13 protein-coding genes are annotated in these 19,646 nt (G+C 55.1%); 12 read left to right on the top strand and 1 reads right to left on the bottom strand.

Features of this window, described 5'->3' with window-relative positions; genetic code table 11:
- Positions 1-56 precede the first annotated feature (56 nt).
- The 6 genes from METLU_RS0104165 (at position 57) to METLU_RS0104135 (ending at position 8,630) form a co-directional block, all read left to right on the top strand.
- On the top strand, positions 57-1,076 hold the full coding sequence (locus METLU_RS0104165; protein WP_027157132.1) for a c-type cytochrome: 1,020 nt from the start codon (positions 57-59) through the stop codon (positions 1,074-1,076).
- Between the two features lie 304 nt (positions 1,077-1,380).
- A complete protein-coding gene (locus tag METLU_RS0104160) occupies positions 1,381-2,400 on the top strand; it encodes a c-type cytochrome (protein WP_027157131.1) in 1,020 nt (339 codons plus the stop codon).
- Positions 2,401-2,677: 277 nt separating this feature from the next.
- On the top strand, positions 2,678-3,721 hold the full coding sequence (locus METLU_RS0104155) for a c-type cytochrome (RefSeq protein ID WP_027157130.1): 1,044 nt from the start codon (positions 2,678-2,680) through the stop codon (positions 3,719-3,721).
- A gap of 349 nt (positions 3,722-4,070) precedes the next feature.
- A complete protein-coding gene (locus METLU_RS0104145; RefSeq protein ID WP_027157129.1) occupies positions 4,071-5,090 on the top strand; it encodes a c-type cytochrome in 1,020 nt (339 codons plus the stop codon).
- A 104-nt stretch (positions 5,091-5,194) separates the two neighbouring features.
- Positions 5,195-6,139, top strand: coding sequence for a DmsE family decaheme c-type cytochrome (locus METLU_RS0104140; RefSeq protein WP_027157128.1), 945 nt, complete (start codon positions 5,195-5,197; stop codon positions 6,137-6,139).
- Positions 6,099-8,630, top strand: a complete 2,532-nt coding sequence (locus METLU_RS0104135) for an MtrB/PioB family decaheme-associated outer membrane protein (RefSeq protein WP_196806494.1) — start codon at positions 6,099-6,101, stop codon at positions 8,628-8,630. The genes METLU_RS0104140 and METLU_RS0104135 overlap by 41 nt, the downstream gene beginning before the upstream one ends.
- 162 nt (positions 8,631-8,792) lie before the next feature.
- Here the strand turns inward: METLU_RS0104135 and METLU_RS0104130 are convergent, their stop codons facing one another.
- Positions 8,793-9,308, bottom strand: coding sequence for a M23 family metallopeptidase (locus METLU_RS0104130; protein WP_027157126.1), 516 nt, complete (start codon positions 9,306-9,308; stop codon positions 8,793-8,795).
- 346 nt (positions 9,309-9,654) lie between these two features.
- On the opposite strand from METLU_RS0104130, the gene METLU_RS0104125 reads away from it, so the two are divergent.
- The 6 genes from METLU_RS0104125 (at position 9,655) to METLU_RS0104100 (ending at position 19,639) form a co-directional block, all read left to right on the top strand.
- Entirely contained in the window at positions 9,655-11,232 is a 1,578-nt protein-coding gene (locus METLU_RS0104125; protein WP_027157125.1) for a glycerol-3-phosphate dehydrogenase/oxidase, read from the top strand.
- Positions 11,217-12,617, top strand: coding sequence for an FGGY family carbohydrate kinase (locus METLU_RS0104120; protein ID WP_027157124.1), 1,401 nt, complete (start codon positions 11,217-11,219; stop codon positions 12,615-12,617). The genes METLU_RS0104125 and METLU_RS0104120 overlap by 16 nt, the downstream gene beginning before the upstream one ends.
- Positions 12,618-12,752: 135 nt before the next feature.
- Positions 12,753-13,775, top strand: a complete 1,023-nt coding sequence (locus METLU_RS0104115; protein WP_027157123.1) for an MlaA family lipoprotein — start codon at positions 12,753-12,755, stop codon at positions 13,773-13,775.
- A gap of 4 nt (positions 13,776-13,779) precedes the next feature.
- Positions 13,780-16,137: an alpha/beta fold hydrolase gene (locus METLU_RS0104110; RefSeq protein ID WP_027157122.1), complete on the top strand. Its 2,358-nt coding sequence runs from the start codon at positions 13,780-13,782 to the stop codon at positions 16,135-16,137.
- Between the two features lie 32 nt (positions 16,138-16,169).
- A complete protein-coding gene (locus METLU_RS0104105; protein WP_027157121.1) occupies positions 16,170-17,309 on the top strand; it encodes a thiolase family protein in 1,140 nt (379 codons plus the stop codon).
- Complete coding sequence (locus METLU_RS0104100; protein ID WP_027157120.1) at positions 17,309-19,639, top strand: 3-hydroxyacyl-CoA dehydrogenase/enoyl-CoA hydratase family protein; 2,331 nt, start codon at positions 17,309-17,311, stop codon at positions 19,637-19,639. Before METLU_RS0104105 ends, METLU_RS0104100 begins: the two co-directional genes overlap by 1 nt.
- The last annotated feature ends 7 nt before the right edge of the window (positions 19,640-19,646 follow it).

Raw genomic sequence — 19,646 nt, 5'->3', positions numbered from 1 at the left:
TTAGACAGCCTGTGATCATGATTTTATGTTACAAGCATACACATTAGAGATTACCTATGAATATAAAAAGATCGTTAGCCCTGTTATTTTTTTTCCTTATCACGAGTCAGGCTTTCGCTATTGATCCGGTGTATGAGGGTCCCAACGGCATTCGAGCGCAAGTGTTCGCCACCAACTGTCTGGACTGCCATTCATCCGACCTGGGCTCGGCGCGTAGAGGCGCCCCACCCAATGTCAACTGGGATACTTACGAGGCAACACTCCCGTATGCGGAGCGCGCCATCGTCAGGGCCGTGGAAGAGATGACGATGCCGCCCGCCGGCAGCGGCATTCCACAGCTTAACGATGAGCAAAAAGCCGCCATGCTCGCATGGCAAAGCACCGGTTTTCCGAATACGATTCCTTCTAACTCCTCTTTTGACGGCACTGTTCTGATACTCCCTGTCCTTAATATCGGTGACCAAAAAGCCCGTGCTACTTTTATATCAACCCCTCTCAAAAATAGTCCGACCGGCTACGGATTCGTACTGGATAGCGTCGTGCCGACTACTGTGTCCTCGGATAAAGCCGCGACTTTCGATCCTGAAACCGGGCAAATGCTATTACCTTCAGTGGAATTGATAGAAAAAGGCGTCAGTCAAGGCAGCGGAGATGCTCAAATGACGTGGGTAACAGGCTCTGCTCCAATGATCTTTACTTTGGAAAGTCCCAATTTTCCGATCATTTCGTCTCCGGCTACTTTTGATGGCCATCTACTGACCCTGCCGGTCGTCAATGTCGGCAATCAAAAGTACCATGCCATCCTGAGATCAATCCCCCTCCTCACTAGTCCGACAGGCGGAGGATTTGTGCTGGACAGCGCTGAACTAACCACGGCGTCTTCGGACGATACGGCAACTTTTAACCCTGAAACCGGGCAAATCGTTCTGCCAGTGGTAAAACTGATACAAAACGGCGTCAGACAGGGCGTGATGTTTATCGATATGGAATTGGTAGCCGGCTCCGATCCGTTACTGTTCAGCATCACTGGTTTTAGCGTTATACCTGCATCACCCTGGTATCCAGGAAGCCAATAATTGGGCTTGAAGCATGAAGCATTCCTCATCACGCGTATGAGACTGGTTTATTTGCCTTTAATCGCCAGCATGGCGGCGATAATGAGCTGTTCTGTTCGCTCTTATCGCCGCCATCCCTGAAACCGTAACTCAGCAATGCTTCCGCCGGCTTGATCTTAGCCTGCCCGAAACGGTATGCCCTATGTAGACATTAAAAACTCAATACCAGCTTTTTATCTGATTAAAGTCAATGTCATGATTTTCGATGCTAGATAGCCTGTGTGTCACGACTTTATATTTCGAGCCTACACACAAAGGTGAACCTATGAATATAAAAAGCTCGTTGATCATACTGTTCTTTTTCCTTATCACAGGTCACGCTTTCGCTATTGATCCGGTCTATGAGGGCTCCAACGGCATTCGAGAGCGGGTGTTCGCCACTAACTGTCTGGCCTGCCATTCATCCGAACTGACCGGCCCGGATCGCAACGGCGCCCCACCCGAAATCAACTTCGATACCTACGAGGCAACGGAACCGACTGCCGAGCGCGCCATGGTCAGGGCCGTGGAAGAGATGTCGATGCCGCCCGCCGGCAACGGTATCCCGCAGCTTAACGATGAACAAAAATCCGCCATGCTCGCATGGCAGAGCGCCGGCTTCCCGCAATCGCTCACGGCCACGACCTCTGTTGCGCCCAATTCCTCTTTTGATGGAACTCGATTGAGAATTCCGGTCGTTATTGTCGGCACTCAAAGGTTCAATGCCGTTTTGAGACTCACCCTGCTCGAAAGCAGTCCGACCGGCTTCGGATTCGTGCTGGAATCCGCCGTGCTGACCACGGAGAGGTCGAGAGCTCCCGCCACGGCCAACATCCAAACCGGAAGAGTACTCGTGCCTTCGGTAACGGTCATACGAAATGGCGTCAATACAGGCACTGTGGATATCCAGCTGACATTGGTACCGGGCACCAGGCCAATGCTGTTCAGTCTGGATACCCGCTTGGTGGTGCCAGCCAATGCCAGCTACTCTTTTAACAGCAGGGTTCTGAACCTGCCGGTCGTTATTATCGGCAATCAAAGGTTCCGGGCAAACCTGAGACTAATCCCTCTGGAAGGTAGCCCGACGCGTATTGGATTCGTGCTGCAGAGCGCCGTATTGACCACCGCGACTTCGGACAATGCCGCTATTTTTAACACGTCGACCAGACGACTCGTTCTGCCTTACGTTGAGATGATACGAAATGACACTGTCGAGAGCGTAGTCCGGGCCGAAATGCAATTGGTAGGCACCAATCCAACGGTGCTGAGTTTGCTCAGGTTTGCCACCATACCCCGCGCTCAATAGTGCGAAGGGTATGGATATGCTGTTTCTAAAATAAGGCCATGCTAATGAAGAGGCGGCGATAATGAACTGTTCGCCATTATCTCCGCTGTACCTGAATCCGTAATGCGACAATGCCGCCGGCGTGATTTCAGCCCGCCCGAAACGGCATGCCTTTGTGTAGACATTAAAAACCCAATACCAGCTTTTATCTGATTAAAGTCAATGTCATGATTTTTGATGTTAGATAGCCTGTGCGTCACGATTTTATATTTCAAGCAACACACTTAAAGGTGAACCTATGAATATAAAAAGCTCGTTGATCACACTGTTCTTTTTCCTTATCACAGGTCAGGCTTTCGCTATTGATCCAGTGTATGAGGGTCCCAACGGCATTCGAGCGCAAGTGTTCGCCACCAACTGCCTGGCCTGCCATTCATCGGAAAAAGTCGGCGCGGCGCGTAACGGCGCTCCCCCCAATGTCAACTATGATACCTACGAGGCAACGGAACCGAATGCGGAGCGCGCCATCGTCAGCGCCGTGGAAGAGGAGTCGATGCCGCCCACCGGCAGCGGCATCCCGAAGCTTAACGACGAACAAAAAGCCGCCATGCTCGCATGGCAAAGCGCCGGTTTCCCTAGAGAAGCGACTACGCCCCCTCCTCCGTCCGCTACCGATTCCTCTTTCGATGGCACCACGCTGAGACTGCCGGTCGTGAATGTCGGCGATGAAAAGTTCAATGCAACGCTTGACCTCATCCCCCTTGAAGACAGCCCTACCGGTTCCGGCTTCGAACTGAGAAGCGCTGAGCTGACCACGGCGTCTTCGGACAATGCCGCGACTTATACCCCTGCAACCGGGATAGTAACGATACCTTCGGTAAATCTGACGACAGACGGCACCAGCGTAGGCACGGAAGATGCCCAATTGACGCTGATACCAAACTCGGATCCCATGCGGTTCATCCTGGAAGAACCCGGTTTTCCGAATATTTCGACTGAAGCCTCCTTCTCTTTCGATACCAATATTTTGACTCTGCCGGTCGTCAATGTCGGTGATCAAACATTCCGGGCAACCCTGAGGCTGATCAATCTCGAAACCAGCCCAACCGGCGCTGGATTTGTACTGGAAACAGCCGAGCTAACCACGGCATCATCGGACAATGCCGCGACTTATACCCCTGAAACCGGACAAGTCATTCTGCCTTTTGTCGATCTGATACGAAACGGCGTCAGCGAGGGTCCGGTGAGTGCCGAAATGCAATTGGTGGAAGACTCTCAACCGCTAGAATTCAGCTTAACCAGTTTCACGCCTATCGAACAACAACAGCCACCTAACCAGTAATGAAGCCTTAACATTACTGGTTTACCGCCGATAGCGTCCTGTTTATAAAAAGGCAGTAATTATTAATGAAGGATTTTCTTCTCACGTATGAGACTCATTTATTTAACTTTGATCGCCAGCATCGCGGCGATAATGAGCTGTACGTCATTATCGCCGCAGCCCCTCTGAAACCGGAATTCAACAAAGCTCCTTAAACACATGCCCTGCCTGAGATGGGTATGACGCCCAATTATGAGAGTCAAAGCTCATACTCAACAATAGATTTTACCTGACTTAAATCAATGTAATAAGTCTCCGTGTTAGATAATTTGTCAGACACGACTTTATTGCAAGCCCCAAAGGTAAACCTATGAATATAAAAAGCTCGTTAGTCTTACTGTTTTCTTTCCTTGTCACAGGCCATGCTTTCGCTATTGATCCGGTTTATGAAGGCCCCAATGGCATTCGAGAGCAAGTGTTCGCCACCAACTGTCTGGCCTGCCATTCATCCGAACTGAGCGGCGCGGCGCGTAACGGGGCCCCACCCACTGTCAACTGGGATACTTACGAGGCAACGGAACCGAATGCGGAGCTCGCCATCGTCAGGGCCGTTGAGGAAATGTCGATGCCACCCGATGCCAGCGGCATCCCGAAGCTTAACGACGAACAAAAAGCCGCCATGCTCGCATGGCAAAGCGCCGGTTTCCCGCAAGAAGCGGCGGCCACCTCTACCAATGCCACTTTTGATCTTACTGAGAATACGTTGAAACTTCCGGTGGTCATTGTTGGCAGTCAAAAATTCAATGCCACCCTGAGGCTGATCCCGCTTGAAAGCAGTCCGACCGGCTATGGATTCGTGCTGGAAAATGCTGAGCAGACCACAGCGTCTTCGGATACTGCCGCAACGTATACTCCTGAAACCGGAAAAGTACTCATACCTTCGGTGGATGTGATACAAAACGGCACTGTCCAGGATCAGGCAACGAATGTCGAATTGACATTAGTGGCTGGCTCTGATCCTATGACGTTTAGCTTGGACGAAAGTGGCTTAGAGATTCCAACTACCGCCTTCTTCTCTTATGAAGCAAACAAGCTGGCACTGCCGGTCGTCAACGTCGGAGAGCAAAAGTTCAGTGCAATCCTGAAACTCATCCAGCTCCCAAGCAGTCCGACCGGCCTTGGATTCGAACTGGAAGACGCAGAGTTGACCACACTAACTTCGGACACTCCCGCGACTTATGACCCCGAATCCGGAATACTCACTCTGCCTCTTATTGATCTGCAGCGGAACGGCGTCAGTGAAGATCAAGTAAGCGCTGAAATGCAGTTGATAACGGGTTCCGATCCGTTGCAGTTCAGCTTGACCAGCTACACGCCTATCGCACAATGATAGCCACTAAACCAGCAATGGCGTTTGAACATTGCTGGTTTAACACCGATAGCGCCCTGTTTATAAAGTAGATAGTCATTAATGAAGGATTTTTCATCTCACGCATGAGACTGATTTATTTAACTTTGATCGCCAGCATCGCGGCGATAATGAGCTGTTCGTCATTATCGCCGCCGTCCCTGAAACCGGAACTCAGTACCGCGCAAAGCCATGCCCAATATGTCGGAGCAAGCGTCTGTTCCAGCTGCCATGAACTTGAAACCAGTCACTGGAACCATACGATTCATGCGCGCATTCCTCATTTGGCCGCGCCGGATAATCCGAAAGTAGAAGGCTGCGAAACCTGCCACGGCCCCGGATCGGAACATGTATCGGACCCTGCCGATAAATCGAAGATCATGGCCTTCACCCGCCAGTCAGGCTCGACCATCCGTCAGCAGAACTCCATGTGTCTTCAGTGTCATCGAGGCAAGGAGCGCATCGCCTGGCCGGGTTCGGCCCACCAAATGAACGACTTGAGTTGCAGCGATTGCCACAATCCGATGGCGCGGTTTTCGGAAAAAGGCCTGCTGGGCAAGGATGGCATCAATCAGACCTGCTACAGTTGCCATCAGCAACAGCGCGCCGAGTTCAGAAAACGCTCGCACATGCCCTTGCCCGAAGGCAAAGTCACCTGCACCGACTGCCACAACCCGCACGGTTCCGGCACCGCGCCATTACTGAAAGCCGATACGGTCAATCAGGTTTGCTATCAGTGTCATCAGGAAAAGCGCGGTCCCTTCATTTGGGAGCACGCACCGGTTCGGGAAAATTGCCTGAATTGCCATCAGCCGCACGGCTCCAATCACGAATCGCTGCTGGTCAGCACCAGGCCGTTTTTATGCCAGACCTGCCATACCAACCGCGGGCATCCCAACGATTTGCTGACCACCGGAAATCTGGCGTCGGCCTCCAATCCGGATGCGCGCCTCATCAACCGAAGCTGTCAAAACTGCCATGCTCAGATTCATGGCTCCAATCATGCGGCAGGCATGCTTTTCCATCGATGACGCGGCAGTGCTGCCCGTTATCGGCGCTGGCCGTTTCGGCAGCCAGCGCACCGCTTTGCTTATCGCATCGCTGGCTTTTGCCTCGTCGGCGACAGGCATAGGCAACCCGCCCGGAAACCATCTCAATCCCACAGGCACCGATATAACCCGGACCAAATCCTCGCAGGGACTTTCCGCTTTGAAGGAACACCCTTCCAGAACGCCGAGCGGTCTGCTGTACAACTCTCCCTATGCGCCATTAAGTTATAAAAAGCTGAACGAAGACTGGCGGTACCGGGGCAGCCTGGATTTCGGCTATTTATTCGGCAGCGACAGAAGATCGTCTTCAAAATTTAATGATTACAGCGACTGGCGCACAGGTCCCCTGCTCAATTATTTTTCGCTGTCGGGCTGGCAGGAGCGCGAAGGCTATTTTCTCGACGCGCAAGGCGGCGGCGTCGGGCGTGATGATCAGTATTATCAGTTATCGACAGGCCAGCTCGGCACCTTCAGGATCAACGGCTTTTTCAACCAGACGCCGCATACCTATACCGATAATGCCCTGACACTGTTCCAGGGCGTCGGCAGCGAAAACCTGAGCTTGCCGTCCGGTCTCGTTCCCGGCAGCAATAGCCGCGAGCAGATCCGGCAGGCTCTGGCATCGGCCTATAACCCCGATCTGGGCATCAACCGGGAGGAAAGCCGCATCGGCTTCAACTATACGCCGACGCTGGGCATGAAATTCTTCGCCGATTTCTCCCATGAAACACGCGACGGCAGGCGGGCCTTCGGCGGATCATTCCTGCCGCCGTTCTATGCCGGCCCGAACTCAGGCGGCATGGTCGAAACCATCGAACCCATCGATTACACGACCAACGAAATACGTTCCGGCTTCAGCTATGCCGATGCCGATTTGGAACTTAACCTGAACTATACCGGCTCATTTTTCGCCAATGACAAAGGCCAGTTGACCTTCGACAACCCGTTCACCAATCTTCCTGGCACGGACTTTATCATCGAACGCGGCCGCTTCGATTTATATCCCGACAATACTTTCCACCAGGTAAAAACCGATCTTGCCTACAGACTGCCGCTGCGCGGGCAACTGACCTCGACCCTGTCATGGTCGCGCATGTATCAGGACGATGACCTGCTCCCGTCAACTATCAACTCAGGCCGGACCTTTACCGGCATCGACATGGACCAGTGGAATTCCGCCGCATCGCTGTCGCAGAAAACGGCTAATGCCGAGATCACGAACTGGCTGTTTCAACTGGGCCTGCAACTGGCGCCATGGGACCCGTTGACGCTGAAAGCGAAATTCCGCTATTACAACGAAGCCAACGATACGGACTATACCGCGTTCAACCCGCTAACCCGTCAATATGGCCTGATCCTCGAAGACGGTTCGCAAGGCGGCGAGGTTTTCAGGCCGGCCTCGCCGCAAAGCCCTTTCCACTACCGAAGCATCCCCTTCTCGCAAGAAGTCATGGACTGGTTCCTCGATACCGATTACCGGCTCAGCTACAAGACCACGGCCGGCTTCAGCTATCATTTTGAACAGCATGATCCCAGCTACCGCGAGCGCGACAGCACCGACGAAAACCATTTTAAAATCCACTTATCGAACCGTTCGCTGTCCTGGACCACCTTGCGCCTGTCTTATGAATACGCGGTCCGGGACGGCAGCGATTACAACTATAATCCCTACGTGCCTTTCTATACCGCCTCGCTGCCCGGATTCAGATCGTCGCTGCCCGACGGTGTCACGCCGCATACGCTCGCCGATCTGAGAAAATACGATTTGAGCGACCGGTATCAGAACCAGGTCAAGGCCCAGGCCAATTTTCTGCTACGCGACGACCTGGATCTGCTCGCTTCCGTGAACTGGACCGACAACGATTATGACGTCCGTTACGGACTGCAAAACGCCCGGACCCTCTCGGCCAATCTGGAAGGCAACTATCAGCCTTCGTCACGACTGAATGCCTACGCTTTCTACAGTTTTCAAAAGCAGGAAAGCCAGCTCAGCAATATCAACGATATCGGCTTCTCGGCCGACCCTAATGCCGGCGGAAGCCGCTTTCCCTATGCCGCCGCCTGGCAAGAATCCGTCGACGACATCAACCACCTGATAGGACTCGGCTTTCGCTACCAGTTCAACCCGTTCGATATCGACATCCGTTATTCATATAACTGGGCGGACACTCACGTTGACTATGACGCCGCATCCAATCTGGCCTTCGCCAATCCGGATGTCGGCAACCAGGCGACTAACAACAGCTTTCCGGTGATTAATTTCGACAGGCATATTCTGGAAACCAACTTAAGGTGGAACCTGCGCAAGGACATATCGATGCGGTTCTATCATCGCTATGAACACAACACCATACAGGACTGGCATTACGACGGACTCACGCCGCTGATCGGCAATCACCTGTTTCTGAATGCGATTCCGGAGAATTATGGCGAGCATGTTTTTGGGGTGTTTGTGCAGTATCGTGTTCAGTAATTAGATATACCCCGTTTGCCCCACCGGGCACCGCAGCTTTTAGCGGCTGTAGGCGGTAGGCTGGGTTAATAACCCAGCATTTCGGCCGCCCATGCCGGGTTTCCGCTAAAGCTCCAACCCAGCCTACACAGTCGTAGGGTACGCATCGCGTACCTTGCCTGCTCATTCCCCCGCCACAAGCAACGGATACGGATTGATCGCGCCCTCGCGGTAAGCATAAATCCCATAATGCAGATGCGTCGGCCCGCCTTTGGCATTGCCGCTATCGCCGACGTAGCCGATCACATCGCCGCGCTGGACGAGTTCATAGGCTTTAACAGGCCCGAAGCGATCCAGATGCGCGAAGTAATGGACCTGAAGCCCTGGCCCCAAGAGCCTGACATTATTGCCGCCGAGACGATTCTCCCCCATACCGATAACCAGGCCCCGGACCGGCGCAAGCACCGGCGTGCCGCGTCTGGCGAAAATGTCGATGCCCTTATGCTGCCTGCCGCCGCTGCGCGGGTTGCCCCAGGAGTCGGCGATCGCCTTGCGCGATACGCCTTGCACGGGAATCGGCAATGCCGACGGCGCATCGGACGTCATGAGCGAAAACAGCGCCTTGGAATGCGGAACCACCATCAAGACGGCACCTGAAAGAAAACCGGCCAGCATCAGCAAGGCAAGAAACATTCTCATGGACGCCTCATGCCAAAGCGTCCAAAAAACCGCAGATTCGAGCGGGGCGGCAGGCGTTCTCCAACATTCATGATTTTCACTCCAGACAACACGCCGGTTATTTTTAGGACAAATCTTCAGGCATTATTCTCATTGTCCTTAAAAAGCCTGAATGGATTTTTTAACGGTTTTTTTATGAATTTTCATTTTCTGATGAGGTCGAAAATCCGTGCAAGCCCAAACATAAGTAGAGTCAGATACTTGTCTACAGTAGAGTCAGATACTTGTCTACCGCTTCGCACCGATAATTGAGCCCAGGAGTCTGCTGTTGCCATGATAGAAACTGATTCAAACGCGCGCGTGATTTATGTACCGGGATTTCTCGCAGCTTAAAGACCGCAATGTTGACGTGCTGATTTGCGGCGGCGGCGTTTATGGCGCCTGGACGGCCTACGATGCGGCCTTGCGCGGCCTGAAGGTCGCCATTGTCGATCAGGGCGACTGGGCCAGTGCGACCTCTTCCGCATCCAGCAAGCTGATTCACGGCGGCTTGCGCTATCTGGAATCCCTCGACTTCAAGCTGGTCAGAAAGACCCTGGCCGAACGGCAGATGCTGCTCAAAACCGCGCCGCACCGGGTCTGGCCGCTATGTTTCGGCATACCGGTTTATAAAAACGGGCGCATGGGCTCGCTGCAATTAAAAATTGGTCTGCTCCTTTATGATCTGCTGGCCAGCACGGTGCCCAAAACCCAGACTTACCAATACCATTCCCCCGCCGAGTTCGCCGAGCGATTCCCCTGTCTTGAAACGGCTGGCCTGACAGCCGGCTTTACCTATTTCGACGCCCAGACCGACGATGCCCGCTATGTCCTGGAACTGATAGCCGGCGCGCAGAACAGCGGCGCTATCTGCCTGAACTATTGCCGGCTCAGCCGGTTTCTGGAAAATGACGGCCGGCTCTGCGGCGCTGTCTGTCAAGACCAGGTCACGGGCGAGATGGCCAATGTCGGCGCCGCTCTGATCGTCAATACGGCCGGCCAGTGGTCGGCTTGTCTTCGGAGCGACAACCGCTACAGACTCTCGAAAGGCGTGCATTTGATCCTGCCGAAAGTGCTGGAAAATGAAGCGCTGCTGCTGACCGCGCAAGCCGACGGGCGCGTGTTTTTCATGATGCCCTGGTACGGGCTGACGCTGCTTGGCACGACCGACACCGATTATAGCGGCGACATCGAGCACGTGGCGGTCGAACCCGAAGACATCCGCTATCTGCTGTCCGAAGCCAATCGCGTGCTCAGGACGGCAAACTGGACAGAAAACGACATCATCGGCCGATACGCCGGCTTGCGCGTGCTGAAGCCTGGCGATGAAGCGTCGCCTTCGGACGTCAGCCGTGACTGGACATTAAAAATCGCCAGCGATGGCCTGCTCTCTTCTATCGGCGGCAAGCTGACTTCAGCGCGTGAAGATGCCGAGCGCATAGTCGATACGGTATGCAGGCAATTAGGCATCGACGCCGTCAGCCAGACCTTCGGCAAAGCCTTTCCCTGGAGCCCCGACACGGACTATGCGGAATGGTGCGCCGGCGCTTCATACAAGGCCACGCATCTGGGCATCGACAGCATCAGCGCGCACTGGCTGCTGCGCCGCCACGGCAACCGGATGCCGGCCGTATTCGAGTTGTGCGAACAGGAGCCTGAACTGGCCCGGCGCATAACGCCGGCGTTGCCGTTCATCATGGCCGACCTGGTTTTCTGCGCGCGGCACGAAATGGTCGTGCATCTGGAAGACCTGTTGCGACGTCGCATGCCGCTGCTGATCCTGGCCAAGCTGTCGCCGGTCGAATTGCAGCGCCTGGCCTGCATCGCCGCTGAGGCACTGGGATGGGACCGGCATACGATGAATCATCAACTCGACAGTTGTACCGAAAAATGGCTGCTTCACTGACTTCGACTATCGCGCTGGACCTGGGTTCGACCGCCATCAAGGCCGGCATCCTGGCCGATAGCGGCGAATTTGCCGCCGTGCTTTCGCGCCCGGCGCCGACCACGACGGGCGAAAACGGCATCTGCGAAAGCGACGCACTGGCCTATCTGACCACGGCCACCGAACTGCTGGACCAATGCCTTGCCGATACGGGCGGCAACGCCAGACTGGGTTTATCGTGCCAGCGCTCCTCTTTTCTTCTCTGGGACAAGATCAGCGGGCTGCCGGTCACGCCGCTGATATCCTGGCAGGACACGCGCGGGGAAGCCAGTTGCAAGACGTTGCGCTCGCAGGAACCCCTGATAAAAGACCTGACCGGCCTGCGCCTGACGCCATATTATTTCGCGCCCAAGCTGCGCATCTTGCTGGAGGATCGTCCTGCCCTGCGCGAGGGCCTTGAGCAGGGCGAACTGATCGTCGGCACGCTGGACTGTTTCCTGATTTACCACTGGTCGGGCGGCAACCGGCATCAAACCGATGTCTCCATGGCCGCGCGCACCTTGTTGATGGATGTTCGGCAGGCGGCCTGGTCGCCGGTTTTATGCGACCTGTTCGGAATTCCGTTGAACTGGCTGCCGGCCATCACGCCCTCTTCCGGCCTGAATCTGACGCTGAACAACGGCTGTACGCTGCAAGCCGATATCGCGGACCAGTCCGCCGCACTGATCGCCAGCATCCGGCCCGATAGTACGGAAGCACTGGTCAATCTGGGCACCGGCGGCTTCGTGGTCCGTTATCTGCCCGAGCAAGTCCCGATGCAGATAGACGGGTATCTGCGGACCCTGGTTTACGAGGACAGCACTTCGAAAACGCATACCGCCATCGAAGGGACGATCAACTCCATCGCCGCCGCGCTGGCCCCCTACCCTTATCAGGACTGCCGGCTGGAAAATCTGGCCGAAGCGGTGCAACTGTTCTGCACTTGCGAGCCGAGCGGACTGGGCGCACCGTATTTTCGCGAAGCATCCGGCACCGTTTTTTCAGCGCCTGTCGATCATTTGAGTGAACATCAGATCGCCTGCCTGTTGCTGGAAGGCATTATTTTTCGCGTGACGCGCATACTTGATGATTTCCGGCGTTGCCATGGCATCGACCGTGTTTATCTGTCCGGCGGCTTGTCCGAAGTGCCGGCGCTGCGGCAAGGCATAGCCGCATGCAGTTCGGTCGAGGTTCACAGCCTGCAGCAAAGAGAAGCGAGTTTGCTCGGCGCCGCTATCCTGGCCGCCGATCTGCCGCCGGCTTATGCGAGAAAATCGGTAATCGTATCGCCGACGTCCGGCGCCGGCGCATTAAAGGACAAATATCAACATTGGAAAATCTGGTTCGATGCATTCCTTAATACATGACATAAAATTAACGAAGAGCGCGGCTGTTGACCGTCCGGGCATGAGCAACCTTCATGAGGTACAGGGTGTGAATGCTTGGTATACTAACCGGAGCCGACTATCAGAAAAACCATTCAAGAACAGGTTGAAAACAACATGCAAAAATCCATTATAAATACCCGCCTGTTAGCCGCCGGCCTGATTATCTCAGGCATGCTGGGCGGTTGCGCGACGACGCCCAAAACGGGGGAAGCCAACGCGAACGACCCTTTGGAAGGCTGGAACCGGGGCGCGCAGTCATTTAACGATGATGTCGACGACGTTATTTTAAAACCGATGGCGAAAGGTTACCTGTGGATAACCTCGGATGCGGTCGACGAAGGCGTGTCCAACTTCTTCAGCAACCTGAACGATATCGGCGTCACCGTCAACGATCTGCTGCAGTTTAAAATGCTGCAGGCCGGCATGGACGCCAGCCGTTTCCTGATCAACACGACGGCCGGGGTAGTCGGGGTTTTCGATGTGGCCAAGCATATCGATTTGCCCAAACACGATGAGGATTTCGGCCAGACTTTGGGCTATTGGGGCATTCCCTCCGGCCCTTATCTGGTGCTGCCGTTCGCCGGCGCCAGTTCACCGCGCGAGGCGGTCGGCCTGCTTGGCGATGCCCTCCTGAGCCCTTTGACCTATGCCTTTCTGCTTTCCGGCGGCATGGTCAATGCCGTATCGTTGGCTTCCAGCGCGGTCGATGTCGCCGATACGAGAGCCGGCTTGATGTCGACGGAAAAAATGATCGACGAAGCGGCCGTGGACCGCTATGAATTCATCAAAAACTCCTACCAGCAGCACCGTGAATTCCTGGTCAACGACGGCAGTGCCCCATCACAGGAAGCGGACGGTTTTGACATAGACAAAGAAGTTTCCGAAATGGAGGATATCGATAACGCCTCAACGGATGCGGCCGAAACGAATGCCGCCGGTAATGCCTCGGCTAATACGACCAGAGTGAATGCGGTCACGGCGATTCCTGACAACACCGTCAAGATAACGCCGATAGCCGACAGGGCGCCTGTTGCCACCCATACGCTGAAACTGGAGGACGCTAAACCAGCCGTTTCGCCCAAGTCGGTTCCGGTGACCCGGCACTTCCTGGATTTATCGACTCCTCAAGAGGAATAACGCCATGCCTAGAGTACCTTATCCCGACAACTGGAGTGATATCGATACCGCACTCTATAAAAGATCGATCAAGGTATTCAGTTCCGTTAAAAAAATGCTGGGCGTCAAGCTTAAGCTCCATGCCGACACTCAGGTTCAGCAAGGCGATATCTTTTTATTCAACCATTTCTCGCGCTTTGAAACGTTTATCCCGCAATTTCTGATCTATGAGAAAACCGGCGCCTACAGTTGCGCCATCGCCTCGGGAGAATTCTTTCAAGGCGACACGGTACTGGCCCGATACCTGAGGAACGTCGGCGTGTTCCCCCATGATCATCAACGCTTGTTCCCCCTGCTTGCCGAACAGATACTCCGCGGCCGCAAGGTCATCGTCTTTCCCGAGGGCGGCATGGTCAAGGACCGCCGCGTCATGGACCAAAAAGGCCATTACAGCGTTTATTCGCGGCTGACCGGCGAAAGGCGCAAGCATCATACCGGCCCCGCCGTGCTGGCGCAGGGCCTCGAGGCCTTCAAAGCCACGATCCGCAATGCCTATACCGACAAAGATTATGATCAGCTGTTGCGCTGGAAGGAAGACCTGCACCTCGACAGCCTCGACCAATTACTGACCGCCGCGCTGAAACCGACCCTGATCATACCGGCCAATATCACGTTTTATCCGATTCGGTCCGATGAAAATCTGCTGTTGACGAGCGTCGAACTGTTCGCCGACGGGCTCAATCTGCGCCAGACCGAAGAACTGCTGATCGAAGGCAACATCCTGCTCAAAAATACCGACATGGATGTCCGCATGGGCGCACCAGTTGATCCCTATAAAGTCTGGCACTGGTGGAACCGCTATCTGCTGGGATTGGTAGCCTCCGAATTCAGGACCCTCGATGATGTGTTTGCGCTGCATGCCAGGCCTAGGAACTGGAAGCAGAAAATGCTGGGCTCGTATTTTAAAAAAAGCGCCGCAGCCACGCGCAATCAATACATGGAAGAGATCTATGCCAATGTCACGATCAATTTAAGCCATCTGGCCTCGACGCTGATCATGCATTGCATCGAGAACGGCCGGCAGCAGATCGAGCGCCAGCGTTTTTTCACGACGCTGTACATCGCCGTCAAGCATTTGCAGAACAACACCAAAATCAATCTGCACAGGAGCCTGCTGAACCCGATCGATTACAGCGATTTGATCACCGGCACCAGCAAGCGCTTCGAGCAGTTCATCTCAGTGGCGATCAAAAACGGGCTCATTCTCGAATATGAAGAGTACTACCAGTTCTTGCCCAAACTGCTGGAAGAGCATGACTTTGACAACATCCGGCTGGAAAACCTGATCGCCGTTTATGATAACGAGGCCGAACCGATAACCGCCGTCCGCAAGATCATGGTTAAAGCGCTGGCCGAGTATGATCATGTCGACCCGCAGAGATTGGCCGCCTGGCACTTCGACGATGAATGCCGCGATTTGAGCTGGGAGCGGCATCTGTACAGCAAGGCTCATTTCGACGATATCAATGAAAATGAAGCGGCCTCCGCCGATCCCTCGCCGTTTTTCCTGCAGCCCGAACACGATAACGGCATCGGCGTGTTATTGGTACACGGCCTGCTCGCGAGTCCGGCCGAAACCCGAGGCTATGGCGAGTATCTGGTTAAACAGGGCTATACGGTCATGGGCGTCAGGCTGAAAGGCCATGGCTCATCGCCGTACGCGCTGCGTGACCAGAACTGGCAGGATTGGTACGCGTCCGTGCAGCGCGGCTTCACCATACTGAAAGCTCACTGCAGCCGGATTTTCGTCACCGGCTTTTCCACCGGCGGCGCCATGGCGCTAAAGCTGGCCTCGGAAGGACACCCACAAATCATCGGCGTCAGCGCGATCGCCGTGCCGCTAAAATTTCTCAACCCGACCTTTATGCTCGTACCGTTATTGCACGGCACCAATAAGCTGGTCGGCTGGGTTTCGGCCTATGAAGGCGTCAAGCGGTTTATCGAAAACACACCGGAAAATCCGAACATCAATTACCGGCACACGCCGATCAGAAGTTTATATGAACTGCGTCTGCTGATCGATGACATGGATGAGGTTCTGCCTCTTATTGATATACCCGTATTCGTCGTTTATGCCGATCAGGACCCTATCGTATCGATAAAAAGCGCGCAGGAAATCTTCGAAAAACTCGGTACGCCCCACAAACAGCTCAAGATCATAAACGCCGACCGCCACGGCATCCTGCTGCATAACCTCGGCAACACCTGGGAAATGATCGATGACTTCATGGCCGACTGCATCGATGAAACCAATCAGGATACAGCCGGTCAAAGAAGAGCTAGTGAGATTTATCTGCCCACCCTGCCGGAGTCGAGCCGCTAGAAATCAAGCCTACTTCACTGGAGATAAGGATTATGAAAAATGTCGTTATTGCCGGATATTGTCGGTCGCCGTTTACGCCCGCCCATAAAGGCCGCCTTATTAAAGTCAGACCGGACGATCTCGCGGCGCAGGTTGTCAAGGGATTGATCGAAAAAACCGGCGTCAACCCGCATGACATCGAAGACCTGATCCTGGGTTGCGCGTTTCCCGAAGGCGAACAGGGGCTCAATGTCGCCCGCCTGATCGTCAATCTGGCCGACTTGCCGATTTCTGTCGCCGGCATGACGGTTAACCGCTTCTGCGGCTCATCCATGCAATCCATCCATATCGCCGCCGGCGCCATTCAACTGAATGCCGGTTCGGCATTTATCTGCGCCGGCGTTGAATCGATGACGCGGATTCCGATGGGCGGCTACAACTACATGCCCAATCCGGCCCTTTATGAGAAGCTGCCCGAGGCCTATATCAGCATGGGCGATACAGCCGAAAACCTGGCCCGGCAATACGACATATCGCGCGCTGATCAGGAAAGTTTCGCCCTGCTGAGCCAGCAAAAAGCGTCCGAAGCCCAGCAGCAAGGCCGGTTTGCCGATGAAATCATCCCGATCAACACGCCGGACTCAGATCTTGTGGACCAGGACGGCTGCATCCGGACGGATACCAACATGGAGGCCATGGCGCAGCTGCCTCCCGCTTTTCAGACCAACGGCAGCGTCACGGCCGGCACTTCTTCGCCCTTGACCGACGGCGCCGCCGCGGTGCTGGTCTGCAGCGAAGAATACGCCGACGCGCACGGCCTCGATAAACTGGCCCGGATCAGGTCGATCGCCGTTTCGGGCTGCGCGCCGGAAATCATGGGCATCGGCCCGGTCGGCGCCTCCATCAAAGCCCTGCAGCGCGCCGGACTCGAGCTGGACGATATCGATATCGTCGAATTGAACGAAGCGTTTGCCGCGCAGTCGCTGGCCGTCCTGAAAGCCTTGCCGGTTCCATTACACAAGCTGAACCTGGACGGAGGCGCCATCGCATTGGGCCATCCGTTGGGCGCATCGGGCGCCCGAATTACCGGCAAAGCAGCCAGCCTGCTGAAACGCGAAAACAAACGCTACGCGCTGGCCACGCAATGCATAGGCGGTGGTCAAGGCATCGCGACCATTCTGGAGGCAATCTGATGGATATCAAAAAAGTCGCCGTGATCGGTGCCGGCGTCATGGGAGCCAGTATCGCCGCTCATATCACTAACGCCGGCGTGCCCGTTTATCTGCTCGATATCGTTCCCAAGGATGCCAAAAGCCGCAATGCCATCGCTGAAACGGCCATCAAGAAACTGCTTGAAGCCGAGCCCGCGCCGCTGATGCATAAAAACAATGCGCGTCTGATCACGCCCGGCAATGTCGAGGACCATCTGAACTGGCTGGCTGATGTGGACTGGGTCATCGAAGCCGTTCTTGAAGACCTGCAAATCAAACAATCGCTTTATCAGAAACTGGCAGCCGTCTGCCGTGACGATTGCCTGATCTCATCGAACACCTCGACGCTGCCCCTGGCGCTGCTGACGCAAGGCCTGCCGAAAAGCTTCACACAGCGTTTCATGATCACGCATTTTTTCAATCCGCCGCGCTATATGCGGCTGCTGGAACTGGTGGCAGGCCCTGATACCCGGCCCGAGCTGGTCGAAATGGTCAACCGCTTCGCCGATATCAGACTGGGCAAGGATTGCGTGACCTGCAAGGACACGCCCGGCTTTATCGGCAACCGCATCGGCGTGTACTGGCTGCAGTGCGGCCTGCTGGAAGCGATGGACCGGCATCTCGGCATCGAACAGGCTGATGCCGTCATGACGCCTTTCGGCATTCCGAAGACCGGCATCTTCGGCCTTCTGGACCTGGTCGGCCTGGATCTGATCCCGCATATTTTGAAAGGTATGGAACTGGCGCTGCCGAAGGCCGATGCGTTTCATCAGGTCAACCGGCTGCCGGAACGGGTCGCCAACATGATCAAGGAAGGCTATACCGGCAGAAAAGGCAAAGGCGGCTTTTACCGGCTGAACAAAACCAACGGCGAGCGCGTTAAAGAAGCGATCGACCTCGAAACAGGCAGTTATCATCCGGCTGAAAAGCCCAAGACCGACGACCTGCATGAATCCGTGGGCGCGATAGCGAAGTCGCCCCTGCAAGCCTTGTTGTCAGGCTCAGGCCCTGCCTCGCTCTATGCCTGGCAGGTCTGGTCCAGGACGCTGAGCTACGCCTCTGGTCTGGTGCCTGAAATAGCCGACGATATCGTCGCCGTCGATACGGCCATGCGCGAAGGATTTAACTGGAAATACGGACCGTTCGAATTGCTGGATCAGATCGACGTCGCCTGGTTCGTCGACAGGCTGCGTGCGGAAAATCGCGAGGTGCCGCCATTATTGGCGGTCAAACAGCCCATGTATCAGGTCAGCTCGGGGCAGCTGACATTTGCCGGTCTGTCGGGCAATTACCAACCGGTCCGCAGAGCGGAAGGCGTGCTGCTGCTGTCCGATGAAAAATTGCGGCAGCCGGCCGTACTGGTCAATCCGTCGGCCAGCCTCTGGGATATCGGCGACGGCGTCGCCTGTCTGGAGTTTCACAGTAAGATGAACACGCTCGACATGGACACCATGACGCTGATCAGGCAAAGCATCGACAAAGTCAGCAACGAATTTGCAGCGCTGGTCATTCACAACGACGGCGAGAATTTTTCCGCCGGCGCCAATCTGACCTTGCTGATGCAGGCTATTCACAACAGCGACTGGACGGCTGTCGAACAATTGCTGCTGCAGGGACAACAGACCTTTAAAGCCCTGAAATTCGCGCCTTTCCCGGTAGTCGGCGCGCCATCGGGGCTGGCTTTGGGCGGCGGCTGCGAAATATTGTTGCACTGTGACGCCATACAGGCGCATGCCGAATTGTATATCGGCCTCGTGGAAGTCGGCGTCGGCCTGGTTCCGGCCTGGGGCGGCTGCAAGGAATACCTGCGCCGCTGGCTGAAGCTTCCCAAGCGGCCCGGCGGCCCTATACCGCCGATTGTCAAAGCCTTCGAAACCATCGGTATGGCCAAGGTATCGAAATCGGCCATGGAAGCGAAAGAGTTGCTGTTCCTGGCGCACACCGACGGCATCAGCATGAATAAAAGCCGCCTGCTGGCCGACGCCAAGGCCAAGGCGCTGGCGCTCAGCCAGGATTATCGTCCGCCTGAACCCAGTGTTTATGCGATGCCTGGAGAGACTACCCGGGTATTGCTCAGCATGGGCGTTAAAGCCTTGCATCTACTGGGCAAAGCCACCGAATACGATGTCGAAGTCGGCGGGAAGCTGGCCTATGTCCTGAGCGGCGGCCATGATGCCGACATCACGTCGCCGTTAACGGAAGGCGACATACTAGCGCTGGAACGGGAGGCATTCGTGCAACTGGTACAACAACCCGGCACCCTGGCACGACTGGATCATATGTTGAAAACCGGCAAACCGTTAAGGAATTAAACGCTGA

The organism is Methylobacter luteus IMV-B-3098, assembly GCF_000427625.1.
Taxonomy (GTDB): Bacteria; Pseudomonadota; Gammaproteobacteria; order Methylococcales; family Methylomonadaceae; genus Methylobacter; species Methylobacter luteus.
This window is presented reverse-complemented; position numbering and strand designations above follow the sequence as displayed.